The organism is Devosia sp. 1635, assembly GCF_013185955.1.
Lineage (GTDB): Bacteria > Pseudomonadota > Alphaproteobacteria > Rhizobiales > Devosiaceae > Devosia.
In genome coordinates this window covers 1117965-1141637 of sequence record NZ_JABAOM010000002.1, presented here as the reverse complement: position 1 = coordinate 1141637, position 23673 = coordinate 1117965, and the positions used below count along the sequence as shown (strand labels likewise).

The following is a 23673-nucleotide window of genomic DNA, read 5'->3' as shown; positions in this document are numbered from 1 at the left end:
CGCCTTGGCGCGAAGTCGCGCCGGATCGAGCATGGCACCGAAATCGACATCGCAGCTATCTGGATCGGCGATCATGTGGCGATCGAGAAAGGCATGTTTGACCGCCTCCACCACCAGGTGAACATGCTCGGCGCTGTCCTCGGCAATGGACGAGAAATCAAAATGGGAGAGAATGCCCATGATGCCCAGTGTCGTCAGACCCTGTGTGGGCGCTGGCGGCGCAAGGAGCTGCAACCCCCGGTAGTCGATAGCAACAGGGGCGGCGTTGCGCGTCTGCGTCGCGGCAAGATCGGCATGGTCGATCGGGACCCCCGCCGCCTTGAGGCCGCGGACGATCCTGTCACCCAGTTCCCCTTCGTAAAACACCCGGGCGCCTTGCCTGGCGATCTGCTCGAGCGTGCGCGCCAGCTCGGTTTGCACACACCAGCCTTCTTGCCGGAACAGCGCATCAAAGCCCGGCCAGTTCGCCGTTTCCTTGGTGCGTAGTGCAAGCCAGTATCGCTGGGACGCCGAGACCTCAAACCCGTCCGCAGCGATCTTTATGGCCGGCTCGATAAGGTCACCCAAAGAATGGCGTGCGGGCCAATGCCCAAGCACATGCGCCCAACTATCGACCACCGCAGCCGTTGTCAGAACCGAACGCGCGCCTCTTACGGGCATGGGGGCCCTCGCGTCCCCACGGTTTATCGCCTGCCCGATCCCCAGAAAGGTCGTTTGCGCGCCCTGACCATCGGATACCAGCCACACCGCATCGCCGCCGATGCCGCAGAAATGAGGGTACACCACAGCCATTACCGCATTGACGGCGATGGCCGCTTCGATGGCGTTACCGCCCCTGGCGAGAACATCCTCACCGGCCTTGGTCGCGAGCGGGTGGGGGCTGACAATCATGCCGGGCATCAAGGAAAACTCCAGAGCATGCGGACGGCCGCCGCCGAGAGGGCAACGGCAAGGATGAAGGGTCCAGTCCATTTAGGCATTGCTTGGCTCATAGGCTGGCAGCAGTGTGCTGCGGCGGCAGCAGCACTGGGCGGGGGCGCGAAAAGGTCTTCTGGCCGCGCTTCAGCGCAAAAAGCGGCGGGGCAATCCCGCCTAGCGCTTCCACCTGATTGGACGCATCGAGCACCACTAGATCAGCGAATGCACCCGCCTCGATGCCGTACCCGTCCAGCCGGAGAAGCCGCGCCGCGCTTTGGGTCACGAGGTCGAGCACCGTGTCGAATTCCAGCGGACCGGCATGACACACATTGGCGTAGAGATTGGCCATGCGCAGCAGTGAGAAATCGCCAAAGGGTGTGAAGGGATTGAGCACATTGTTGGTCGCGATCGAGCAGCACACCCCCGCACTTGCCAATCGATGAACCGGCGCAACGCCGCGGGGCACGTCTTGAGCGCGATCTCGGCCGGTCAGGAAGAGGTCGGTGGCAGGCAGCGAGGTTACGGCGACCCCGGCGGAGACCAGCCTCGTCGTGACAGCGGCGAGGGTTTCGGGCGTGAGCGCCGAAAGCTTGGTGGCATGGCCAACAGCAACTCTTCCCCCGAGGCGCCGCTTTTCGGTTTCGTGCAGGACCGTGTCGAGGTGCGTCCAGCTTGGGTCCAGATCGAAATCGAGATGAAAATCGATATCGACCTCGAAGCGCTCGGCGAGGTCGAAGACGCGGCCTATATGAGCTTCGGGCTGCGTGTCGGTATAGGGGCAGCCTCCGACCAAATCCGCGCCATTTTCCAGCGCCTCGACCAGCAACGCCTCCGTCCCGAGATTATTGAACAGCCCTTCCTGGGGGAACACGCAGATTGAAAGATCGATCGCCCAGGCATACTCGCGCTTGAGCTGCCGGATAGCTTCAAACGAACGTAGACCGATCTTGGGGTCGATCTCCACATGCGTGCGCATATAGCTCGTGCCCTGGACAATAGCCCGCTCGAGGCATCGGGCGCCCCTGTCGTAAACGTCCTCGACGCTCATGCCTTGTTTGAGCGCTGAAACAGCGGCGATGGCTTCGCCCAGCGTTGCATGATCATGCCCGCAGCGATCCAGCAGGCACGCCTTGTCGAGATGAACATGGCTGTCGCAAAAGCCAGGGAGCACAATGCAGCGCCCCACATCTTCGACGGGCGCATCGGCAGTGATCTCGCGCTCGATGGCCTGGATGCGCCCGCTTCCGATCGCCATGTCCCAGACGCCCTCGCGACCGCGCAGACATGCTTTGCGGACAATCAGATCGATCATAGGCAAGAACTCCCTTGCAGCGGCGCGTCAGTCGCATACACTTCTGAAGCATTATTGCATTCACTTTGGCAAGGTCCAGTGCGCGAATGCCACTGCTCGATGGAAGGACAGATCGATGGCTGCAACCCTATCCTCACACAACATCCCGGCTCGTCTAGTTGACCAGGACGCCGAGATCGTGCGGCAATATCTAGATGCCTCCATGATCCCAGATCCCGATGCGGCAGCCGAATTCGTGGGGCCCGATTTCGTCGTCACCTTTACGGGCGGCCGAGACTACGATCACCCGCGGGGCCCGACGGGCTTCAATGCTGCGCGGTACAAATGGGTGAAAAAGAGCATGCAGCGGTTCGATGTCGCTCGCTCAGCCGGGGAGACGGTCGGCTACAGTATCGGCACGCTGTATGGCGAATGGCCTGACGGCACGCCGTTTAAGGACAATCGCTACGTTGATCGCTTCGTCGTGCGCAACGGTAAGATCGTCAAGATGGATGTGTGGAACGATAGTGCCGAATGGATCCTCGACCCTTCGGTTTCGCGGCGTTGATGTGACGGCCGAGCTGGGTCAGCGCCTGCCCGATGGCCCCCGATCGGGCGCTAACGCCACTTGCTCGGCATAGGGCGCAAGAATATCCATCAGGTCGCGTGCGCGCGCCTCGGGCGCTACCAGAAGCGCGCGTTCGGCGACTTCCTCAAGATGACTGCTCATCAGTTTCATGGCGTCCTCCGCGCTCCCGGCGGCGAGCGCCTCGATGATCTGACTATGCTCATTGACGGCGCAGTCCGCAGAGTGCGGGCGGCTGAAAGCCGACAGCGTCAATGCACAGCGGTATGAGACTTCGTTGACATAGCGGGTGAGGATGGACTTGCCGGTCATCTCCGCCAGCAACACGTGGAACTCGGTGGCCAGGCGGATCGAGGCCGCTTCGCTTCCGCCCCTTGCTGATTGTTCCGCCTTGACGTGCTCACGCAGCAAAGCAATCTGGCTCTTGTCCAGCCGGCCTGCCAGCGCCTTGACGACAAGCCGTTCCAGTTCGATGCGGACCTCGAACGTGTCGCGCGCCTCTTCCATTGACGGCGTCGCGACTACGGCAATCCGGTTGCGGCGCAGATCGACTAGGCCTTCCGAGGCCAATTGACCGAGCGCATGACGCGCAATGGTGCGGCTGACACCGAAGCGCTCGCCCAAGGTATCCTCGGGGAGTCGGTCACCGGGGCGTAACGCGCGCTCGACAATGGCACCGCGGATCGCCCGGCGGATCGTCCCCGCCTTGTCTTCGCCCCTAGAGCCGTCGTTGTCGAGTGCACTAGTCTTCGTGGTCCTGGACACAGTCATCCCGCTCCCTTGGTGCGCCGGTGATAGCGGCGTCAGCATCCACAAGCAATCACCGACCCGCTGGCGCCCCTCTCCGCTCATTCTGAATCCGAGATGCCTAAATAGTACGCAGATTCTTCTGATTGTTCCCTAAATGATCAATTCAGGTCGGCAGGACTTCCCTGCGACAGCGGGACTCTGGGGCAGCGCTGCAGGACGGCCAAGTGGCACCGCAATTGCATACAGGTTTGGTTATGATGAGTATGCAAGTGACGTCACCCCTTTCTTCAGAGGCGAGAGCCGAGGTGGCTCCCCCACCGCGCGTGATTTCCCCCGCCGTCGAGCTGTCGCAGGCGACAGTGACCTTCGGGCGGGGCAACAACCAGGTTCCGGCCCTGTCGGAAACCTCGCTGAAAGTTGCCGATGGCGAGTTCCTTGCCCTCGTAGGCCCGTCGGGATGCGGTAAGTCGACAATACTCAAGCTTGCTGCGGGCCTGATCAATCCAACCACCGGCGCCGTGATCGTCGGCGGACGCGAAGTCGCCGCCAAGGCACTGCGTATCGGGATGGCCTTCCAAAACCCGACCATGCTGCCATGGCTGACCATCGAAAAGAACGTGATGATGCCGCTCAAGATAGTGCGGCCGTTCCGGCAGGAGTTTCACGCCAAAAAGAAGACCGGGTATCGCGATCGCGTCCATGCGCTTCTCGATGAGGTGGGGTTGAAGGGCTTCGCCAATCATTTTCCCTGGCAGCTCTCGGGCGGCATGCTGCAGCGGGCAAATCTGTGCCGCGCGCTGGTTCACGAGCCGCGCCTGCTCCTCCTCGATGAACCCTTCGGGGCCCTGGATCAGTTCACCCGGGAGGAACTCTGGGGGACCTTGCAGGATCTTTGGATCAAACTGCGCCCCACGGTGCTTCTGGTCACCCATGATCTCAAGGAAGCCGGTTTTCTTGCCGAGCGCATCTGCGTCATGAGCGCTCGTCCCGGCCGCATTCTTGATGACAGCGCCGTCACTTTCGCACGCCCCCGCACAATCGAAATGACCTTCGAGTCTGACTTTGTCGATCTTAACCAACGCTTGCGCGGCCTCATCGTCGACGCGCGCGGCAGTGCCCGCCCCGGCGAGGAGTCCCGCACATGAGCTATACTCTCCGGCGCCGGCTCGCCGCGGCCGCCGTCATCGTCGGGTTCTTCGTGCTTTGGGAAGTGCTCTGCCTTGCGCTTGGAATTTCAGACCTCATCCTGCCGCGACCCTCACAGGTATTTGCCACCCTGTTCTCGCGGATGAATGTGCTCTGGCCGCATGTCGTGCAGACACTAGTCACAACCTTGATCGGCTTCGGGCTGGGGGTCGCGATCGGCGTTCTGATCGGCGCGGCGGTCGGGGTCTCGCGCACTGCCTATGACACGGCCTATCCGCTGCTCATCGGCTTTTCATCGATCCCCAAAGTCGCCGTGGTGCCGATCTTCGTGCTCTGGTTTGGCTCGGGCACCGTGCCGGCAATCCTCACCGCCATCGTGATCTGCTTCTTCCCCATTGTCGTCAACATCGCGACTGGTCTGGCGACCACCGAGCCGGAACAGGAAGATGTGCTCAAGGCCCTTGGGGCTAGCAAGCTCGATATTCTCTGGAATGTCGGGCTCCCGCGCACCATGCCGTTCTTTTTCGCGTCGCTGAAGGTGGCCGTCACCTACGCGTTCGTTGGCACCGTGCTGTCCGAAACCGTCGCCTCGAACCGTGGCATCGGCAACGTCATGATGACAGCCTCATCCAATTTCGACGTGCCGCTCGTCTTTGCGGGCCTGTTCATTCTCGCGGCGCTCGGGGTCGCTCTCTACGCCATCTTCTCGCTGATCGAGGGTCGGGTCACCGGCTGGGCGACCCGCAAGCGGGAAATTCCGACCTGATCCATTCACCTCGTCCCACGCATAAGGAGAACTTGAATGAAACGTCTACTGATTGCGGGCCTCGGCTTTCTCGCTCTGACCACCTCGTCAGCCTTCGCGCAGGAGCTCACCGATATCCGCTTTACCCTCGGCTGGGTCACTCAGGGCTCGGACGCCGCCTTCTTCGTCGCCAAGGACAAGGGGTACTTCGAGGAAGAAGGCCTTAATGTCGTAATCGACAAGGGTGAGGGCTCCGGGGCGACGGTGACCCGCATCATGGGTGGCGCTTATGACGCCGGCTTTGGTGACATCAATGCCATCATCCAGAACGCGGCGGAGCGTCCCAACGAGGTTCCGGTGATGGTCTACATGATGTGGAACCAGCCTCCATTCGCTGTAGTCACCAAAAAGAGCAGCGGCATCACCTCGATCAAGGACTTCGAAGGCCGCACCCTCGGCGGCGCGCAGGGCACACCAACGACCCGCCTCCTGCCGGTTTTTGCCCGCACCAACGATCTCGATGTCGACGCCATCGCCGTTTCGAACATGGCGCCCAACCTGCAGGAACCCATGCTGATCCGCGGCGAGATCGACGGCGCCCTGGTCTTTAATATCACCAGCTACTTCAACCTGATCAACAACCGCCAGGACCCCGAGAAGGATTTCGACTTCTGGCAGTTCGGTGACTACGGGATGGATCTTTATTCCAACGGCATGATGGTTTCCCAGCAGCTTATCAAGGAAAACCCCGAAGCGGTCGCCGGTCTGGTGCGCGCGGTGAACCGGGCATCCATCGAGATCGGCGTGGATCAGGACACGGCAATGCAGGCCGTCATGAACTACGACAACCTCGTCAATGAAGAGGTGGAGCGTATGCGGCTGAACTTTGCCTATGCAAGGCTTATGGCTTCCGAGGAAGCTGCGGAAATCGGTCTCGGCGATGTTGATGACGAACGTTTGGCGCGCTCGATCGACATCGTCGTTGAAGGCTATGGTCTCGCCAGTACACCGGAAACGAGCCAGGTTTTCTCGCGTGAATTTCTTCCCCCGCGCCCAGATCGCGAACTCGTCTACGTGGCACAGTAAAGCGCCTTTACCCCCGGAGCCGTCGTTGTTCCGGGGCAATCCTCGCCGATCCATCCGGGGCGACCGCCATGCCGTCAATTCAAGCCACCTACGCCTTCATCGATCCGGCAATTGGCGTCGACAGCGACGTGGCGATAGAACTGCATGGTGAGATCATCTCGAGACTATTGCCGGGCCAAGCGTCTCGGGCCGGTGCTGGCCGTACACTGGTCCTGCCCGCCTTCGCCAATGGACACGACCACGCCCGGCCCTTGGCCATGTCGTCCTTTGGTGCAGCCTTCATGCCGCTTGAGACCTGGCTGCCTCGATCCATGCTCGCCACGCCGCCCGACGCCTATCTCGCCGCCCTGGCGCCCCTGGCGCGCGCCGCCCGATCCGGCTGCGCTTCGGTCATGGTCCATTATACGCGGCCCAGCGGACGATTATCCCCGGTCGATGAAGCTCGCGAAGTCGCGCGCGCCGCTGCCGATATCGGTGTGCGCATCGCTTATGCCCCGGCCCTGCGCGACCGCAATCCGCTGGTTTATGGCGATGAAGCCCATATTCTCGCCCGCCTGTCCCCTGAGACCGCAGCGTTGGTCAGGCAAATCTATTGCCAGCCGTCAGCACCGATCACGGCCTTGATCGAAACCACCGAAGCAATTGCCCAAGCCATTGAAGGGCCGATGGTTGACGTGCAATTCGGCCCCGCAGCAGTTCAGTGGTGTTCGCCCGGCCTGCTCGAAGCGATTGCCGCGCGATCCGCCGAGACGGGTCGCCGCGTCCATATGCATCTTCTTGAGACCATCTATCAACGCGAATGGGCGGACCGCAATTTTCCGCAGGGCATCGTGACCTACCTCAAGGAGATCGGCCTCCTCTCTCCCCGGCTGGCGCTCGCCCATTGCATTCATGCCCGACCGGACGAACTTGACCTGATTGCCGAGGCCGGAGCGACCATTGTCACCAATTCAAGCTCCAACATGCACTTGCGCTCCGGTATCGGCCCAATTGCAGATGCCTATGCCCGCGGCTGCCGGATAGCCGTTGGCATGGATGGATTGGCGTTCGACGAAGATGACGACATGGTCCGCGAGACCCGGCTCGCCAATGCCCTGCATGGCGGAAGCGGCTTCAAGCAGACATGGCATCGCCCGGCATTTCTGGCGCAAAGCATCGCGCATGGTCGAGCTGCCACGGGCGCGCCCGGGACGGGCCGGATCGCCCTAGGCGCTGCCGCTGACCTTGTTGTCATCGATTACGACCAACTCGATCGCGACCGCATCATGGATGTTAACCCCATTGACCTGCTGTTCGCGAGGGCAGACGCAAATCACATTATGGAGGTGATTGTCGCCGGCCGTACCATCGTCAAGGCAGGCGGCCTTCTCGGCATTGATCTCGATGCCGTGCATAACGAACTCCGTGCCCGCTACCGCAGCGAAACGCAACGAGTTGAGGGCCTCCGATCGGCTTGGCCGACCATCGGAGCTGAAATCGAGCACTGGTTTCACGATCTGTCTGGCTGCTGCTGACCACGGCGCGCGACCGTCACCATCACGATGTCCGCTTTTGAGAAGCGGCGCAGATCTTCGGAACGGCGAGCGTGGGGCGCGCTGCTGCCAGGCCATCACCGATCCCACCCGGGTCATGTTGTCCCGTCTTAGGTCTTTTCAGAAGCTGACATTTTTTGCTGCTCGTGCAAGTCACTGCGGCTGACTTCGATGAAGGCGCGCAGTGGTGCAGCAGCAAATCGGCTTGGATAGTACAGGCGTGGACCGTCGAGCTTGGCCCACCAGTTTTCCAGGATCGGAACGAGTGTGCCTGAACGAAAGTCATCTGCGCACCAGTTGCGGAAGGCGCCGATGATACCCATGCCCTTCCGGGCATAGCTGAGCCCACCGTCGAGCGCGTTGACGCTGATCACCAGCCCCGCCGTCGCCTCCACGGTCACGGTCTCATCGCCCTGTTGCAACCGCCATGGCAGCAGCGTCCCGCTTGGCAACCGGTAAAGGATCGCTCGATGATGCGTCAGGTCGGTCGGGCTCGCGGGATGACCATACCGGGCGAGATAGGATGGGGCCGCCGCCAAGGCCACTTGTTGCACCCTCGGGCCGATCGGGACGGAAATCATGTCTTTGGCCAAATGCGAGCCGTAGCGGATGCCGGCATCGCATCCGGCAGCGATGATATCGATCAGGTCGTTCTCGACGACAAGTTCCACATCGACTTCGGGATGCCTGTCCTGAAACTTCGACAATATCTGGGGCAGGATATCGGGAATAACTGCGCCGGGGACATTGAGCTTCAGCCGTCCGCGGATTTTGTCGGTGGCGCTCGCCACCTCGGCGATGGCAGCATCGATGCCAGTGAGAAGCGGCCCTATTTGGGTGGCTAGCCTACGGCCATGCTCAGTCGGCTGGACGCTCCGCGTGGAGCGCAAGAGGAGCGGCACTCCCATATCGGCCTCGATCCGCGTGATTGTCGTACTGACCCTGGAGGGCGCGACGTCAAGGCGTTTGGCCGCGGCACGGAAGCCGCGTTCCTGAACCACCGCCAGAAAGATGCGCAGGTCATCGGCCGACACGTTGTTCTTCATGGAGAACGCCCCATTCGAATTTGCCACGGTTATCACGTGAAAGAAGAACAGTCACAACCGGGGAAATGGCGTCGCACGAGATGCCACGGATGATAGCCTTTAGGAGAACACGCGTGATTATTGTAACCGGTGCCACCGGCCTGCTCGGCAAGGGAATTGTCGAGAACCTGCTCAGCCGCCTGCCGGCAGGCGCAATCGGCGTCAGCGTCCGCAGCCCCGACAAAGGCGCCCCCTGGGTCAAGCGCGGCGTGCAGGTCCGGCAGGGTGACTACAACGACGCCGGGTTGGCGCGAAGCTTTGAAGGAGCCGCCACCCTGCTGCTGGTATCCAGCGCCCGGCATGGGGCCGAAGCCCTGCGCCAGCATGCCAACGCAATCCGGGCCGCGAAGGCCGCCGGAGTGGAGCGGATCGTCTATACCAGTCATATGGGTGCCAACCCGCAGTCCCATTTCGCATCAATGCGCGACCATGCGGCAACCGAGCAGATGCTGATGGAGGCTGGAACTGCCTTTACCTCGTTGCGCAATGGCTTCTATGCAGCCGCCGCGCTGATGTTTATGCGCGGCGCCTTGGAAAGCGGGAAAATACTCGCCCCCTCCGACGGTCCGGTCTCCTGGACGACGCATGCGGATTTGGCCGAAGCGGCGGCTCTCACCTTGACGGGCGACTTGGCGATGACCGGCGTGACGCCAGCATTGACCGGCAGCGAGGCGCTGGATCTGGCGGACCTTGCGGCAATCGCCTCCGAGGTCTCGGGGCGGACAATAACCCGTATCACCGTCAGCGATGAGGAGTATCTAGCGATGATGGTGGCCTACGGAATGCCTAGAGAACAGGCCGAGTTTCTCCTGGGCATTTTCGTCGCCAGTCGCGCCGGAGAATTTGCGTCCGTTGAGCCGGCACTCGCGCTCGCTCTAGACCGGTGGCCGGTCACAATGCGAGACGTTGTGGGGCTATGGGCAACGAACGAGGGCTGAACGCGCCAAACGTCAGCTTGCGCCCACTCTCGCCTCAGGTGGCGTGGGACGCGTTCCGGAGGCTGACTAGAACGTCAGCTTTTCGGATTTTGATCTGACAAGTGGAGCGTCCGAATGGGGGCGCCTTTCAGCCCGACGGCAAATGAGCGCATTTAAGATATAGCGCACTGTCAAGTTTGTCTGAAAGCGGCTGGGCGCGGGTCACGTCAAGAAGCGGCGGAACTGACGCAATGCAAGGGCGAATAGTCCGGCTCCAATGAGCGCAAGCCCCAACAGATTGGGCCAGACCACGTCCAGGCCAGCGCCGCGGAACAGGATGCCTTGCGAGAGTATTACGAAATGCGTGTTGGGTGCTAGGAGCATGATGTCCTGGATGATCCGGGGCATGCTTTCACGCGGGGTCATGGCGCCCGACAGGATTTGCAGCGGCAGCAGCACCAGCATGATCAGCAGGCCGAACTGCGGCATCGAGCCGGCGAGCGTGGCAAGGAAGATGCCCATCGAGGTCATGGCAAAGAGCATCAGCACCGAGGCAAGGATAAACAGGGGCAACGAGCCCGCCACCGGCACCTGCAGCAGCATCTGCACCACGACGATGATCGCAAAGGCCGATGCCAAAAGCACAACCAGTCCCATCGACCAGATCTTGGACAGCATGATCTCGGCCGCCGTCACGGGCATGACGAGCAGATGCTCGACGGTGCCATGCTCCTTTTCGCGGATCAGGGCGGCTCCCGTCAGGATGAGGGACAGCATGGTGATCGAGGTGATCACGCTGGAAATGGCCCCGAACCAGCCTGGATCAAGCTTGGGATTGTAACGCGACCGCAGCTCCAGTGCCACCGGCACGGAGCTCGGCGCGCGGTAACCCGCCAGGAATTCCGCGACTTCCGCGTTGAGGATCTGCTGGATATAGCCGCTGCCTGTAAAGGCCTGGCTCATTCGGGTGGCATCGATGTTCAACTGGATCGCGGGCGCATGACCTGCCAGCAGATCGCGTTCGAAATCGGGAGGGATGTCGAGCGTAAAGGTGTCGCGGCCCTGGTCCATACGGCTGTCCATCTCGGACGTGGTGATCTGCTCCGGCACGAAGTGGGGGGGCATGAATGCGGTGGCGATGCGATCGGAAAGTGTCGAGCGGTCCTCGTCAACAATGCCGATAGTGGCATTCGACAGATTGTCCGGGGAAGCGCGGCCGGCTGTATAGATGGAGAGCGAGAAGGCATAGCCGATCAGCAGCAGCAGCGCGGGATCGCGCCACAGCCCCTGCAACTCCTTGACACCCAGGTTCCAAACGTTGCTCAGCCTCATCTGTCCTGTTTCCGTAGCAAAAGGACGCTCAATCCCAGGATCACCGGCACTGCGGCTGCCAGGGCGACAAGCGACATTCCGAGATCGTCCAGCCCCAGCCCCTTGGCAAAGACGCCGCGCGAAACGATGATGAACCAGGTCGTCGGAAAGATTTCGCCGATGATCCGGCCCGCACCCTGCAGGGACGATACCGGGTTGATCATGCCCGAATACTGGGCGGCCGGGATGATCGTGATCAGCGCGGTCGCAAACAGCGCCGCCACCTGGCTGCGCAGGAAGGTCGAGGTCAGCAGCCCGATCCCTGTCGCGGCGATGACATACAGCAAGGCAGCCAGCGAGAACGCAAGAAAGCTGCCGGTAAAGGGCACGCCCATCGCCAGCATGGCCAAAGCCGTCAGGGCGAGAAAGTTCAGCATGGCCAGGATCACATAGGGAAGCTGCTTCCCCATCAGGAACTCGACCCTAGTTACAGGAGTGACGTAGAAATTGATGATGGAGCCAAGTTCCTTTTCCCGCACGACACTGAGGGTGGTCAGGATGGCCGGGATGACCAGCAGCAGTAGTGGAATGACGGCCGGAACGATGGCGACGATACTGGCGACATTAGGATTGTAGCGGAAGCGTGCCTCGATCGCGAAATCGCCCTGCACGGCTGCATCGCCGTACAAAGTGCGGGCCTGTCGCGTCAGCCAGTCTGCGTGGATCCCCTGCACATAGCCCTGCACCGTTTGGGCGCGGCTTGGATTGGCCCCGTCGATCCAGGCTCCGATCTCGACCGGACGGCCACGGGCTAGATCGCGTGCAAAGCCGGGCGGGATCTCGATGGCGAGGCTCAGGTTGCCCGTCTTCGTCCGGGCATCGAGGTCCTCATAACTGGTCAGCGGCTCGGTTTGGTTGAAATAGGGCGACCCGGCGATGTCGAGGATATAGTCGCGGCTGACGCTGGTCTGGTCGCGGTCGAGGACCGCAAAGTTCAGGTCCTTGACATCCATGTTGATGCCATAGCCGATCACAAACATCAGGATCACACTCCCGATCGCCGCCATGGTCAGGCGAATGGGATCGCGTCGCAGTTGCAACGCCTCGATCCATGAATAGCTGAACAGCCGCCGCAGGCTGAAGCCGGGCGACTTCGAACCGGGGGCAAGGGAGGCCTCGCCGGGTGACAAGGTCAACGCGGCATCTTCCGCCTTGGCTCCTTCATCCAGTTGTGGACCCATGGCCTCCTGCAGATAGGCTATGAAAGCCTCGTCCAGCGTGCTGGCCCCTTTGCTCTGCTTGATCGCGTCCGCCGTATCGCTGACCAAGACGCGTCCGGCGTGCATCAGCGAAATGCGGTCGCAAAGCTCCGCTTCGTTCATGAAGTGGGTAGATACGAAGATCGTGACCCCATCCTCGCGCGAGAGCCTGCCCAGCATGCGCCAAAAGCCGTCTCGGGCGATCGGGTCGACGCCAGAGGTCGGTTCATCGAGTATCAGGAGTTCGGGCCCATGCATCATCGCTACAGCGAGCGACAGCCGCTGCCGGATCCCGAGGGGAAGATCGCCGGGAAGATCTTCGGCCTCTTCCCTGAGGCCGAACCGGTCGAGCACTGTCTCAACCCTTTGCGGGATTGTGTCCGCTGCGAGGTCGAACAGGCGGGCGTGCAGAATAAGGTTCTGCCGAACCGTCAGTTCTGAGTATAGCGAGAAGGACTGGCTCATATAGCCGACCCGGCGGCGGACAGCCATGTCCCCGGAGTCCAGCTTCTCGCCGAAAAGCTCGGCGCTGCCTTGCGAAGGTTCGAGAAGTCCGGTCAGCAGCTTCATGGTAGTGGTCTTGCCGCAGCCATTGGATCCCAGAAAGCCGAAGATCTCGCCTTTGCCGATGCTGAAGCTGACATCGTCCACGGCGGTGAAGTCGCCGAAGCGCTTGGTCAGGTGCTGCGCCTCGATGGCGATTTCCGGGCTGGGCAGGCGCGGAGCGATTGCCACCGGCTCGTGGACCGCGCTCTTGCTTGGGGGCAGCAGCGCGACGAAGGCAGCGTCCAGGTTGTTGGTCCCGGTGCTTGCCAGCAGTTCGCCAGGAGTTCCCTTGGCCAGGATGCGCCCCGCGTCCATGGCTATAAGCCAGTCAAAGCTCTCGGCTTCCTCGAGGTAGGCGGTCGCCACGATAACGCCCATGGTCGGGCGCTCCCGGCGGATGCGGTTGATCAACTCCCAGAACTGGCGGCGCGACAGCGGGTCGACCCCCGTCGTGGGCTCGTCTAGGATCAGCAGATCGGGGTCGTGGATCAGCGCGCAGCAGAGACCCAGCTTCTGCTTCATTCCCCCCGAAAGCTTGCCCGCCGGACGGTCGCGGAAGGGGGACATGTCTGTCGCCGCCAGCAATGCAGTGATGCGCCGCTCACGCTCGGCCAGTTCATGCCCGAACAGCCGGCCGAAGAAATCCAGGTTCTCGCTAACCGACAATGCCGGATAAAGGTTCTTTCCAAGCCCCTGCGGCATGTAAGCGATTTGCGGACAGGTTAGGCGACGGTGCCGGGCATCGGCCATGTCGCCGCCAAAACAGATGACCTTTCCTTGCTGGATGGTCCGCGCCCCGCCGATGAGCGAGAGCAACGTGGACTTGCCAACGCCGTCGGGACCGATCAGGCCGACCATTCGGCCCCGAGGTATGTCCAGCGTCACCTGATCGAGGGCAATGGTCTTGCCAAAACTGTGCGACACGTCGGCGACGGCAACGACCGGCTCTGCGTGTCGTTGCGGGGCGCTCATTGGAGCAGGTTGTCCAAGGACTGTGGCCACTCGACATTGGGATCAATGCGGACATAGGCCGTGCCGGGCATGCCGGTCTTGACAAAGTTGCTGTATTTTTCAAGCCACGCCGGATCAACCTGGGCGCGCACGCGGAACATCAGCTTTTCGCGCTCATCGGCTGTCTCGATGGTCTTGGGGGTGAACTGCGCGACATCGGCGACATAGGAGATGCGGGCAGGAATGACATATTCGGGTGCAGCATCCAGAACCAGCCGGGCTTCAGCCCCGACATCCAGCTGCCCTGCCACGGCAGTTGGAAGAAAGAAGGTCATGTAGACATCCTCGAGATCGACGAGATTAAGGATGCGGCTGCCAGCTCCAACCACCTCTCCATCTTGCGCGATGCGATATTGAACCCGGCCGTCGCGCGGGGACTCTAAGGTGGCGTCATCGATGGAGACCTGCACCGCTTCAAGGGCAGCCTGTGCCGCCTCGACCGCGGCTTCTGCGTCCACGACCTGGGCGCGGGCGGTGTTGATCTTGGCCTCGCTGGCCGCCAGCGCCGCCTCGGCCGAGGCGACGGCGGCCTCGGCCTGCTGGTTTTGGGCAGTCGCATCGTCCAGCGACTGTTGCGTTGCGACGTCCTTTCCGGCCAGCGCCTCCGTACGTGCTAGCCGCGCTGCCGCTGCTGCCCGCGCTGCCTCGGCCTGCTCGATGGCAGCAGCCGCCGCCCGTTGCTCGGCCTCGGCCTGGGTGACAAGGTTGTTTGCCGTTTCCACGCCAATCGTTGCACGGCGCAGCTCTGCCTCAGCCTGGTGCTTGCGGGCCTCGAGCTGCATCAGGTCCATCTGCACCAGGACATCGCCCTGGTGCACGAACTCGCCTTCCTCCGCCTCGATGCGGTCTATCCTGCCTGCCGACAGCGCCGAGATATCGATCTCGGTCGCCTCGATACGTCCGTTGCCCGAGGCGATGCCTTGTAACTCGTCTTCGGCGGATAGTCTTTGCCAGGCCAGAAACCCCACTGCACCCAGGACGACGACCACCAAGGCCAGTGCCCACCAAGATCGGATCTTGGCCATCGCGCCCCCTTAAAATCACGGAGTGACTGAGTTCTTGCGCAACTCTAAGTTCTTCAAGTTCGGCTTTTCCCCGGGAGAGATATCCGAAAGGGGTGCAGTCCGATTTAACGATTTATCGAGCTATTGAGGGTGTTTCGGTCGCACATGCGAGCGACGTGCCGGCTTAGAAAGCGGGCCCTCCTGCGGCTGCAGAATCTTCTGTGAGCTACGCACTTCGTTTCTTTTTCAGTCAAAGCGGGCTGCAAGAGCAACAATCCGCGGAGCCAGGAATGGCGGCTCTTAGGATCTTGACGGGATAGGTTGAACGTCCGGAGCGGGGCGCGAAGCCGTCTCGGTCAGTGGCCGCCCACCGACAACTCGTTTCGAACGTTGAGATCGCCGTCCAGAAAGTCTGGCTCGATTTTGGCCCCCACAGCGTCGAAGTAACGGCTTACGAAGTTCCGGAACGAGGCGGCCACGGCGATGTCGGCGATGTTGAGGTCGCTAAAACCGACGGCGCGCAGCGCGTCGATATCCCCTTGGGTTATGCGCGAAGCATCGATCGTGATCTGCTCGGCATAGCCCAGCATAGCGACTTGTTGGTCTGTCAGCCCGGCGTTTCGGTAGTCGCGATGCACCGCTAGCGTCTGCTCGCGCCCGATCATGGCCGACAGGGCCTTGAAATAGACGTGAGAGCAATAGCTCGAGGGCACGTGCTTGGCGGTTATGAGCGTGATCAGGCGAAAATTGATCAACCCCAGAGAGAACCCGTCCCGGATCTGGTGCAGCAAATGCTCAACCGGTGCCAGGATGTCGGGTCTGGCCGACCAGCATTGGGTTGCCTGCATGACGCGTCCCGTCGACGCGATTTCGTTCGCATAGATCGAGGCGACTTCCCCCTCAGCCTCGTCCGGCTCCACAGTGCGTATAAACATGGTCTCCTCCTTGGCCATTGTATGCTGCTGCATTCTCTCGTGGATGAGTTCTCCTGGGAAGATGTGGCACAGGGGTTGTCGAAAGTTGCCTCAGCTGTTCGTCGTAGGATGCCGGCTGCTGACGCACCGCGTCAGCTGTCCGGAATACAGCTACAATGCACACTGACCGCCGGCTTAGGTGTAGCCGCAGCAACGAGGCCGATCGATGAAGGCGTTTCACCAAATTCTGGCCAACAACCTTGTGGCCAACGTCACCAACTTCACAGTCTGGTTTGCCATAACGTTCTGGACCTTCATCGAAACCGAGTCGGTGTTCGCGACCGGGATGATTGCAGGCGTCTACCTGGTCCTCACAGCTGCCCTTGGGTTCTGGTTTGGGTCGATCGTTGATCATAACGCCAAGAAAACTGCCATGATGGGCTCGAGCGCCGTTTCGGCGGCTTTCTATCTGGCGAGCCTCGTGATCCTTCTGCTGGAACCCGAGGGCGCTTTTGCCGATCCCTATGGTCCCTATCTCTGGGGCTTCGTATTGCTGGTGATGCTGGGCGTCATTGCTGGCAATATCCGCTCCATCGCTCTGACCACCCTCGTGACGATCCTCATTGCGGAAAGCGAACGCGACAAGGCCAACGGCTTGGTTGGCATGGTCTCGGGCATCGGTTTTCTGACCACCTCGGTGATCTCGGGATTTCTCGTGGCCTATACCGGCATGCTTGGCGTGATTAGCCTGGCACTGGTTACAACCGTGCTGGCTCTGCTGCATCTTGGCCTTGTCCGGATCGATGAAGGGCGCCTGGCGCCGAGCGCCGATGAGCCCGCCGAACCCAAGCGCGTGGACATTTCGGGCACCATGGTGCTGTTATGGGGCCGGAGCTCGATAGCGAAGCCATCTTGCAACTCCACCTCCGGCAAGACATTGCCATGGACGCCGTGCGCCGATTCATCGAGGCAGGATTTGCCACCGTCTATCAAGATATCCTGATACGTGACGATTTTATTCGCGTCACAACAGCGCTCGCTGACCTTGCTCCCTGATAGTCGTGCTCAATCCCAGTGTGGAGACCTTGGCAGAGCGCGATGCCAACCGATCTAAGACTGGTTACAACCGACCCCTTCTGTGCCTTTGGCTTGGGTTTCCCACGTTCTAAAAAGCGGACACTTCTGACTTTGGACGCTGCTAAATCTCATATGCCGGGAAAGAGTGCACCGTTAGGGCCCAGTTGTTGAGCGGGCCCTTCACCAGTGATGAAGAGACGGCATCTTGGATCCCGCCTCTTTTTCTATCTAATTAGATGCGGCGCTAGCGTCGGCCCAGCTCTTGACCAGCTCGTCGTAATTGACGGTTATCGGCTCTTCCTTTTCGTTTTCGATCGCCAGCTGCGGGGCGAGATTGCCCTTCTGGACGGCATCGGCGTTCCAATAGGCCAGGTCATGCTCCTGGGTCAGTGCGGGTCCGATATCGCCCTGCACGCCCGCACGCTCCAGGCGCTCCATCACGCGTTCCTGTTCGGCGCAAAGGCTGTCCATGGCTTCTTGGGGTGACTTGGCCCCCGAGGACGCATCTCCGATCGCCTGCCACCACAGCTGTGCGAGCTTAGGATAGTCAGGCACGTTGGTGCCCGTGGGCGACCACTGCACGCGCGCCGGCGAGCGGTAGAACTCCACGAGGCCCCCTAGCTTAGGTGCGCGTTCGGTGAAGCTTTCGTGCCGGATGGTGGATTCACGCACAAAGGTCAGACCGACATGCGATTTCTTGACGTCCACGGTTTGCGACGACACGAACTGCGCATAAAGCCATGCCGCCTGGGCGCGATCCATCGGAGTTGACTCTAGGATGGTCCATGAGCCCACGTCCTGGTAGCCCAGCTTCATGCCGTCCTTCCAGTAAACGCCATGTGGGGAGGGGGCAAAGCGCCATTTTGGTGTCCCATCCTCGTTCATCACCGGCAGGCCGTCTTTGACCAGGTCAGCGGTGAACGTGGTGTACATGAACATCTGCTGGGCGATTTTGCCCTGGCTCGGCACCGGTCCGGACTCCGAGAAGGTCATGCCCTGTGCTTCAGGGGGCGCATAGGCCTTGAGCCATTCCAGATATTTGGTAATGGCATAAACCGAGGCCGGTCCGTTGGTGTCGCCACCGCGCGCCACGCAGGAGCCGACTGGGCGCGAGTTCTCGTCGACCTTGATGCCCCATTCATCGACCGGCAGCCCGTTGGGAATGCCCTTGTCGCCGTTGCCGGCCATGGACAGCCAGGCGTCGGTGAAGCGCCAGCCCAGCGAAGGGTCCTTCTTGCCGTAGTCCATGTGGCCGAAGATCGGGCCTTCGCCCATGTCACGGCCGGTGAAGAACTCGGCGATGTCTTCATAGGCGCTCCAATTGACCGGCACGCCTAGATCGTAGCCATATTTATCCTTGAACTCGGCCTGGATGGCCGGATCGTTGAACCAGTCGTAGCGGAACCAGTAAAGATTGGCGAACTGCTGGTCGGGCAGTTGGTAGAGCTCGCCATCCGGGGCTGTCGTGAAGTCGATCCCGATGAAATCGTCCAGATGCAGGTTTGGATTGGTGACGGAGGCGCCATCTCCTGCCATCCAGTCGGTCAGGCTGCGTGCCTGCTTGTAGCGCCAGTGCGTGCCGATCAGGTCGGAATCGTTGACATAGGCGTCGTAGATGTTCTCGCCCGACTGCATTTGCGTTTGCAGCTTCTCGACGACGTCGCCCTCGCCGATAAGGTCATGCGTCACCCGGACACCGGTGAGCGCCGTGAAGGCTGGCGCCAAGACCTTGGATTCATATTCATGGGTCGTGATGGTTTCGGACACCACCTTGATGTCCATGCCCGCAAACGGCGCCGCCGCATCCATGAACCATTTGAGCTCGGCTTCCTGCTCCTCCCGGCTCAGCGTGGACATGTCGGCAATTTCGGCATCGAGGAACTTGATCCCTTCGTCCATGCTTTGCGCCCAGGCGGGGCTGGCCACGATCAGCGCCATCACCGCCACCGTTGATTTCAGTAAATGCCTGCGCATTCGTTCATCCTCCCTTGGATTGCTATGCGACGCCGCAGACCAGCATCTTTTGGCTGTTATCTCCGGCCTGAACTCTCCCTAGACAAAGCGGAATACGCACACTGCGTAGGCCACCGATAGGGCGAGACTCCACCACAACTCGGGCCCGAGCAGCCCCAGCCATGCAAGATTGATAAAGGCGCTGCCGAGCAGCGATATGAACAGGCGATCGCCACGCGTCGTTTCAAAGCGCAGGAGGCCGACCCTCGGACTGCCGCCCGGAACACGCCACTCCCAGATCCCCGTGCCGATCAGCAGCATCGCGATCATCCCGAAGAAAGCGGCTGTCGGCCAGGTCCATGCCATCCAGGAAAAGTCCATCGCACTCTCCTCAAACCCGGCCCAGGGCAAAGCCCTTGGCGATGTAATTGCGAACGAAATAGATGACGAGCGTGCCCGGAATGATTGTCAACGCCCCGGCGGCCGCCAGCACGCCCCAGTCGAGCCCCGAGGCAGATACCGTGCGGGTCATGATGGCCGAGATCGGTTTGGCATCCGTTGTCGTCAGCGTGCGCGCCAGCAGCAGTTCGACCCAGGAGAACATGAAGCAGAAAAACGCAGCCACCCCGATCCCCGAAGCGATGAGCGGCATGAAGATGCGCACAAAGAACCGCGGAAATGAGTAGCCATCGATATAGGCCGTTTCATCGATCTCCTTGGGCACCCCGCTCATGAAGCCTTCCAGGATCCACACCGCGAGGGGCACGTTGAACAGGCAATGGGCCAGCGCCACGGCGATATGGGTGTCGATCAGCCCGAAAGCCGAATAAAGCTGGAAAAACGGCAGGGCGAACACCGCTGGTGGCGCCATGCGATTGGTGAGGAGCCAGAAGAACAGGTGCTTGTCGCCCAGGAACCGATAGCGCGAAAAGGCATAGGCGGCCGGCAACGCCACCGCGAGCGAGATGATGGTGTTAAGCACCACATAGATGATCGAGTTGATGTAGCCCGAGTACCAGCTGGGGTCCGTGAAGATGACGCTGTAATTGCCCAGGGTGAAGTTGCGCGGCCAGAGGGTAAAGGCGCCGGTGATCTCCTGGTTGGTCTTGAAGCTCATGTTCAGGAGCCAATAGATCGGCAGCAAGAGGAAGATGATATAAAACGTGGGCACGAGCCAGCCGAGCCGCAGCGGTCGCCGCAGCCGGTTGACCGCGGCACTTGGGGCGGTAGAGCGCGCACGGACCGTCATGGATTCCGCTGTAATCGGGCGGTCCGTCATGCATCGCTCCCTTGGCCGTAATTGGTCATCACGGTGTAGAACACCCAGCTCAGCAGCAGCACGATCAGGAAATAGATCAACGACATGGCCGCCGCCGGGCCCACGTCGAATTGCCCGATCGCCATCTTGACCAGGTCGATCGACAGGAACGTGGTTTCATTGCCCGGTCCGCCGCCGGTCACTACGAACGGCTCGGTGTAGATCATGAAGCTGTCCATGAACCGCAGCAGGACTGCGATCAGCAGCACCCGCTGCATCTTGGGCAGTTGGATGAAGCGAAAAACACTCCAGCGCGAGGCCCCATCGATCCGCGCGGCCTGGTAATAGGCATCGGGAATGGACACCAGTCCCGCATAGCACAGCAGCACCACAAGGCTGGTCCAGTGCCACACATCCATGAGAATGATTGTCGCCCAGGCGTCGAATGGGTCCTGCACATAATTGTAGTCCACGCCCAGGCCTGAAAGTCCACGCCCCAGCAGGCCAATATCCACGCGCCCGAACACCTGCCAGATCGTGCCCACCACGTTCCACGGGATCAGCAGCGGCAATGCCATCAGCACCAGGCACACCGGCACGCCCCAGCCGCGCTTGGGCATGTTGAGGGCTATGAAGATGCCAAGCGGAATTTCAATGGCCAGGATAATGGCCGAGAACAGCAGATTGCGCTGCAAGGCTTCCCAGAAACGGTCCGAGTGCAGCGTCTCGTCGAACCAGTCCAGCCCTGACCAAAAGAACTCGTTGTTCCCGAAGGTGTCCTGGACCGAGTAATTCACCACCGTCATCAGCGGAATGATGGCCGAGAACGCCACCAGCACCAGAACGGGGAGCACCAGAAACCAGGCCTTGTTGTTCCAGGTTTTTTCCATTTACCCCTCCAGCGCCTGGCGCCAGGAATCGGCATAGATGTTTATCCCCTTGGGATCGAACATGACGCGCGGCTCGGCCGGGATCTCGTCATGTTCCGGCACGATGGCCGCTATGTCGCTCCCTTCCACCACGCCGCGCACGATCCGGTGCCGCCCAATGTCTTCCACCGTTCGCACCTGGATCGGAATGCCCTGATCCCCCACGCGCACATATTCGGGCCGGATCCCAAGCTCCATGCGTGCGCCACCCTGCGGGTGTGCTGATCGGGGCAGGCTGATCTGCTGCGAACCAAGATGCGCTGTCTGCCCCTCGAGCTTGATGGGCAGGACATTCATTCCCGGCGACCCGATGAAATAGCCGACGAAAGTATGGCTGGGCCGCTCGAACAATTCCGCCGGCGTTCCGATCTGCACGATCTGGCCCTCGAACATCACCACGACACTTTCCGCAAAGGTCAGGGCTTCGGTCTGGTCATGGGTGACGTAGACCATAGTGTAGCCAAAGCGCTGGTGCAGTTCCTTGAGCTGGCTGCGCAGCATCCATTTCATATGGGGATCGATCACCGTCAACGGCTCGTCGAAGAGGATCGCATTGACGTCCTGGCGCACGAGCCCGCGGCCAAGCGAGATCTTCTGCTTCTGGTCTGCAGTCAACCTGCGGGCGCGCTTGTGAGCCCGATCCGCCAGCCCGATGATGTCGAGCGTCTCCGACACGCGCCGCTTGATATCGGCCTCATCTACGCCACGATTGCGCAGGGGAAAGGCTAGGTTCTCGAACACCGTCATGGTGTCGTAGATCACCGGAAACTGAAACACCTGGGCAATGTTGCGCCGCTCGGTCGGCAAATCCGTCACGTCCTTGCCGCCAAACAGCACCCGCCCGCGCGAGGGCGCCACCAGGCCCGAGATGATATTGAGAAGGCTTGTCTTGCCACACCCCGATGGACCCAGCAGGGCATAGGCCCCGCCATCGGCAAAGCCATGGTGCAATTCCTTCAGCGCAAAATCATCATCGGTCTGGGGATCGGGAAGATAGGAATGGCGGATATGATCGAGATCGATGCGTGCCATGTCTCTTCCCCTATGCCGCTTCAGCCTGAATATTGCCGGCCCGCCGGCCCTGCTCGTCGAACACCATCAGCAGGCGGGGATCGAGGAAGGCCTCGATGGGTTGCCCCACGGCAAAGCTCTGCACCCCGGGCGTCAACATGATCCAGCGTGCATCCCCAAAGCGCAGGTGCACAAAGCTTTCCGATCCGGTGATCTCGATCGCTGAAACCTCGGCGCGCAACGCTGCAGCGTTCGGGCTGGATTGGCCAAGCGAAAGATGGTGCGGCTGGAACGCGATGGTGTACTCGCCATCCTCAAGCCCAAGCTCCGCCGGCACAGGCAGTGTTAATCGCTCGCCCAGTATGAACTGCCCATCCATCTTGCGCGCTAGGATGGAATTGAGCGGTGGATCGGAAAAAGTGCGTGCCGTCACGACGTCATTGGGGCGCCGGAACACATCGATGGTCCGGCCGAACTGCGTGACCCGGCCTTCCGAAAGCGTCGCCGTATTGCCCCCCAGCAGCAGGGCCTCGGACGGTTCGGTGGTCGCATAAACAAAAATCGTGCCGCTTTCAGCAAAGATGCGCGGCAACTCGGCGCGCAATTCCTCCCGCAGCTTGTAGTCGAGATTGGCCAATGGCTCGTCCAGCAGCACAAGGGCGGCATTCTTGACTATCGCCCGCGCCAGGGCCGTGCGCTGCTGTTGGCCGCCCGAGAGGTTCAGCGGCATGCGGCTGAGATAAGGCGTAAGCTTCATCAGGCCCGCAGCGCGCTGCACTGCCTCGTCGATGGCTTTGCGATCGGCGCCTGCCACCCGCATGGGCGAAGCAATGTTTTCGTAAACGGTCATCGTCGGATAGTTGATGAACTGCTGGAACACCATCGCTACATCGCGCTTCTGCGGCGTCACGCCAGTCACGTCTTGTCCGTCGGAATGAATGGTGCCGCTGGATGGCCGGTCAAGACCTGCCATTATGCGCATCAGGCTGGTCTTGCCCGAAAGGGTGGGCCCCAGCAGGACGTTCAGTGTGCCCCGCTCCAACTTAAGCGAGATGTCGCTCAAATGCTGCTCGGCGCCGGCCCGCTTGCCTATGTTGCGCAGTTCTAGCATGAAGCTTCACCCGGCCTTCATAAGGCAAGTCTGCACAACATCAGCCTCGTTGATGCTGAGTATCTCCACAAACCCCTCCAGTACCCTCGCCGGTTTTCCGGTCTTCAGGGACAATCATACCCCAGGCAGAGTCAGTGGCGCTGATCCATTTGATGTACCCGTCCACCTTAACAGCACGGTCAGCGAAGTACCTGGAGTTTGGCGAAGTGGTAGATCCGAGCTGTCCGTTTTCC

21 protein-coding genes are annotated in these 23673 nt (G+C 61.0%); 7 read left to right on the top strand and 14 right to left on the bottom strand.

The features are described 5' to 3' along the window. Both HRU92_RS12285 and HRU92_RS12280 read right to left on the bottom strand, forming a co-directional pair. Positions 1-900, bottom strand: a 900-nt coding sequence (locus HRU92_RS12285; RefSeq protein ID WP_173088222.1) for a gamma-glutamyltransferase, incomplete at its 3' end; no start/stop codon positions are given. An 88-nt stretch (positions 901-988) separates the two neighbouring features. Continuing rightward, the gene (locus HRU92_RS12280) at positions 989-2230 is read right to left on the bottom strand and encodes an amidohydrolase family protein (protein ID WP_172124695.1); all 1242 of its coding nucleotides are present in this window, start codon (positions 2228-2230) and stop codon (positions 989-991) included. Between the two features lie 115 nt (positions 2231-2345). Between HRU92_RS12280 and HRU92_RS12275 the strand changes: the two genes are divergently transcribed. After that, the gene (locus HRU92_RS12275) at positions 2346-2777 is read left to right on the top strand and encodes a nuclear transport factor 2 family protein (RefSeq protein ID WP_173088220.1); all 432 of its coding nucleotides are present in this window, start codon (positions 2346-2348) and stop codon (positions 2775-2777) included. 18 nt (positions 2778-2795) lie between these two features. On the opposite strand, the gene HRU92_RS12270 is transcribed toward HRU92_RS12275, so the two are convergent. Continuing rightward, on the bottom strand, positions 2796-3566 hold the full coding sequence (locus HRU92_RS12270; RefSeq protein WP_172124691.1) for a GntR family transcriptional regulator: 771 nt from the start codon (positions 3564-3566) through the stop codon (positions 2796-2798). 203 nt (positions 3567-3769) lie between these two features. On the opposite strand from HRU92_RS12270, the gene HRU92_RS12265 reads away from it, so the two are divergent. The 4 genes from HRU92_RS12265 to HRU92_RS12250 all read left to right on the top strand — a co-directional run bounded on the left by HRU92_RS12265 (position 3770) and on the right by HRU92_RS12250 (position 8036). Continuing rightward, positions 3770-4690 (top strand): ABC transporter ATP-binding protein, encoded by a 921-nt coding sequence (locus HRU92_RS12265; protein WP_349236869.1) that lies wholly within the window; start codon positions 3770-3772, stop codon positions 4688-4690. Then, a complete protein-coding gene (locus HRU92_RS12260) occupies positions 4687-5457 on the top strand; it encodes an ABC transporter permease (protein ID WP_172124689.1) in 771 nt (256 codons plus the stop codon). The genes HRU92_RS12265 and HRU92_RS12260 overlap by 4 nt, the downstream gene beginning before the upstream one ends. Before the next feature lie 36 nt (positions 5458-5493). Continuing rightward, entirely contained in the window at positions 5494-6522 is a 1029-nt protein-coding gene (locus HRU92_RS12255; protein ID WP_172124687.1) for an ABC transporter substrate-binding protein, read from the top strand. Positions 6523-6590: 68 nt separating this feature from the next. Continuing rightward, on the top strand, positions 6591-8036 hold the full coding sequence (locus HRU92_RS12250) for an amidohydrolase family protein (protein WP_172124685.1): 1446 nt from the start codon (positions 6591-6593) through the stop codon (positions 8034-8036). A 128-nt stretch (positions 8037-8164) separates the two neighbouring features. Here the strand turns inward: HRU92_RS12250 and HRU92_RS12245 are convergent, their stop codons facing one another. Then, positions 8165-9100 (bottom strand): LysR family transcriptional regulator, encoded by a 936-nt coding sequence (locus HRU92_RS12245; RefSeq protein ID WP_172124683.1) that lies wholly within the window; start codon positions 9098-9100, stop codon positions 8165-8167. 113 nt (positions 9101-9213) lie between these two features. On the opposite strand from HRU92_RS12245, the gene HRU92_RS12240 reads away from it, so the two are divergent. After that, entirely contained in the window at positions 9214-10077 is an 864-nt protein-coding gene (locus HRU92_RS12240; protein WP_173088218.1) for an NAD(P)H-binding protein, read from the top strand. 201 nt (positions 10078-10278) lie between these two features. On the opposite strand, the gene HRU92_RS12235 is transcribed toward HRU92_RS12240, so the two are convergent. The 4 genes from HRU92_RS12235 to HRU92_RS12220 all read right to left on the bottom strand — a co-directional run bounded on the left by HRU92_RS12235 (position 10279) and on the right by HRU92_RS12220 (position 16122). Then, positions 10279-11388 carry an ABC transporter permease gene (locus HRU92_RS12235; RefSeq protein WP_172124679.1) on the bottom strand — a complete coding sequence of 370 codons (1110 nt, stop codon included), beginning with the start codon at positions 11386-11388 and terminating at the stop codon, positions 10279-10281. Beyond that, positions 11385-14144 carry a ribosome-associated ATPase/putative transporter RbbA gene (gene rbbA, locus HRU92_RS12230; RefSeq protein WP_172124677.1) on the bottom strand — a complete coding sequence of 920 codons (2760 nt, stop codon included), beginning with the start codon at positions 14142-14144 and terminating at the stop codon, positions 11385-11387. Before rbbA ends, HRU92_RS12235 begins: the two co-directional genes overlap by 4 nt. Continuing rightward, on the bottom strand, positions 14141-15208 hold the full coding sequence (locus HRU92_RS12225) for an HlyD family efflux transporter periplasmic adaptor subunit (RefSeq protein ID WP_173088216.1): 1068 nt from the start codon (positions 15206-15208) through the stop codon (positions 14141-14143). Before HRU92_RS12225 ends, rbbA begins: the two co-directional genes overlap by 4 nt. A gap of 335 nt (positions 15209-15543) precedes the next feature. Then, complete coding sequence (locus HRU92_RS12220) at positions 15544-16122, bottom strand: alkylhydroperoxidase (protein ID WP_172125158.1); 579 nt, start codon at positions 16120-16122, stop codon at positions 15544-15546. 205 nt (positions 16123-16327) lie between these two features. Between HRU92_RS12220 and HRU92_RS12215 the strand changes: the two genes are divergently transcribed. Next, entirely contained in the window at positions 16328-17104 is a 777-nt protein-coding gene (locus tag HRU92_RS12215; protein WP_173088214.1) for an MFS transporter, read from the top strand. 302 nt (positions 17105-17406) lie between these two features. Here the strand turns inward: HRU92_RS12215 and HRU92_RS12210 are convergent, their stop codons facing one another. From HRU92_RS12210 to HRU92_RS12185, 6 genes are all read right to left on the bottom strand, one after another. After that, positions 17407-19152, bottom strand: coding sequence for an ABC transporter substrate-binding protein (locus HRU92_RS12210; protein WP_172124671.1), 1746 nt, complete (start codon positions 19150-19152; stop codon positions 17407-17409). A 78-nt stretch (positions 19153-19230) separates the two neighbouring features. Further along, positions 19231-19512, bottom strand: a complete 282-nt coding sequence (locus HRU92_RS12205; protein WP_127751903.1) for a DUF2160 domain-containing protein — start codon at positions 19510-19512, stop codon at positions 19231-19233. Between the two features lie 10 nt (positions 19513-19522). Next, complete coding sequence (locus tag HRU92_RS12200) at positions 19523-20410, bottom strand: carbohydrate ABC transporter permease (protein WP_248307078.1); 888 nt, start codon at positions 20408-20410, stop codon at positions 19523-19525. Continuing rightward, positions 20407-21279: a sugar ABC transporter permease gene (locus HRU92_RS12195; RefSeq protein WP_172124669.1), complete on the bottom strand. Its 873-nt coding sequence runs from the start codon at positions 21277-21279 to the stop codon at positions 20407-20409. The genes HRU92_RS12200 and HRU92_RS12195 overlap by 4 nt, the downstream gene beginning before the upstream one ends. Continuing rightward, positions 21280-22350: an ABC transporter ATP-binding protein gene (locus HRU92_RS12190; protein WP_172124667.1), complete on the bottom strand. Its 1071-nt coding sequence runs from the start codon at positions 22348-22350 to the stop codon at positions 21280-21282. It lies immediately after the preceding gene. A gap of 10 nt (positions 22351-22360) precedes the next feature. After that, entirely contained in the window at positions 22361-23440 is a 1080-nt protein-coding gene (locus HRU92_RS12185; RefSeq protein WP_172124665.1) for an ABC transporter ATP-binding protein, read from the bottom strand. Positions 23441-23673 lie beyond the last annotated feature (233 nt).

Excerpts from the sequence above, each read along its gene's own strand:
- HRU92_RS12280 (WP_172124695.1), bottom strand. The coding sequence starts at position 2,230 with ATGATCGATCTGATTGTCCGCAAAGCATGTCTGCGCGGTCGCGAGGGC.
- HRU92_RS12275 (WP_173088220.1), top strand. The coding sequence starts at position 2,346 with ATGGCTGCAACCCTATCCTCACACAACATCCCGGCTCGTCTAGTTGAC.
- HRU92_RS12270 (WP_172124691.1), bottom strand. The coding sequence starts at position 3,566 with ATGACTGTGTCCAGGACCACGAAGACTAGTGCACTCGACAACGACGGC.
- HRU92_RS12260 (WP_172124689.1), top strand. The coding sequence starts at position 4,687 with ATGAGCTATACTCTCCGGCGCCGGCTCGCCGCGGCCGCCGTCATCGTC.
- HRU92_RS12255 (WP_172124687.1), top strand. The coding sequence starts at position 5,494 with ATGAAACGTCTACTGATTGCGGGCCTCGGCTTTCTCGCTCTGACCACC.
- HRU92_RS12250 (WP_172124685.1), top strand. The coding sequence starts at position 6,591 with ATGCCGTCAATTCAAGCCACCTACGCCTTCATCGATCCGGCAATTGGC.
- HRU92_RS12245 (WP_172124683.1), bottom strand. The coding sequence starts at position 9,100 with ATGAAGAACAACGTGTCGGCCGATGACCTGCGCATCTTTCTGGCGGTG.
- HRU92_RS12235 (WP_172124679.1), bottom strand. The coding sequence starts at position 11,388 with ATGAGGCTGAGCAACGTTTGGAACCTGGGTGTCAAGGAGTTGCAGGGG.
- rbbA (WP_172124677.1), bottom strand. The coding sequence starts at position 14,144 with ATGAGCGCCCCGCAACGACACGCAGAGCCGGTCGTTGCCGTCGCCGAC.
- HRU92_RS12225 (WP_173088216.1), bottom strand. The coding sequence starts at position 15,208 with ATGGCCAAGATCCGATCTTGGTGGGCACTGGCCTTGGTGGTCGTCGTC.
- HRU92_RS12220 (WP_172125158.1), bottom strand. The coding sequence starts at position 16,122 with ATGTTTATACGCACTGTGGAGCCGGACGAGGCTGAGGGGGAAGTCGCC.
- HRU92_RS12215 (WP_173088214.1), top strand. The coding sequence starts at position 16,328 with ATGAAGGCGTTTCACCAAATTCTGGCCAACAACCTTGTGGCCAACGTC.
- HRU92_RS12210 (WP_172124671.1), bottom strand. The coding sequence starts at position 19,152 with ATGCGCAGGCATTTACTGAAATCAACGGTGGCGGTGATGGCGCTGATC.
- HRU92_RS12205 (WP_127751903.1), bottom strand. The coding sequence starts at position 19,512 with ATGGACTTTTCCTGGATGGCATGGACCTGGCCGACAGCCGCTTTCTTC.
- HRU92_RS12200 (WP_248307078.1), bottom strand. The coding sequence starts at position 20,410 with ATGACGGACCGCCCGATTACAGCGGAATCCATGACGGTCCGTGCGCGC.
- HRU92_RS12195 (WP_172124669.1), bottom strand. The coding sequence starts at position 21,279 with ATGGAAAAAACCTGGAACAACAAGGCCTGGTTTCTGGTGCTCCCCGTT.
- HRU92_RS12190 (WP_172124667.1), bottom strand. The coding sequence starts at position 22,350 with ATGGCACGCATCGATCTCGATCATATCCGCCATTCCTATCTTCCCGAT.
- HRU92_RS12185 (WP_172124665.1), bottom strand. The coding sequence starts at position 23,440 with ATGCTAGAACTGCGCAACATAGGCAAGCGGGCCGGCGCCGAGCAGCAT.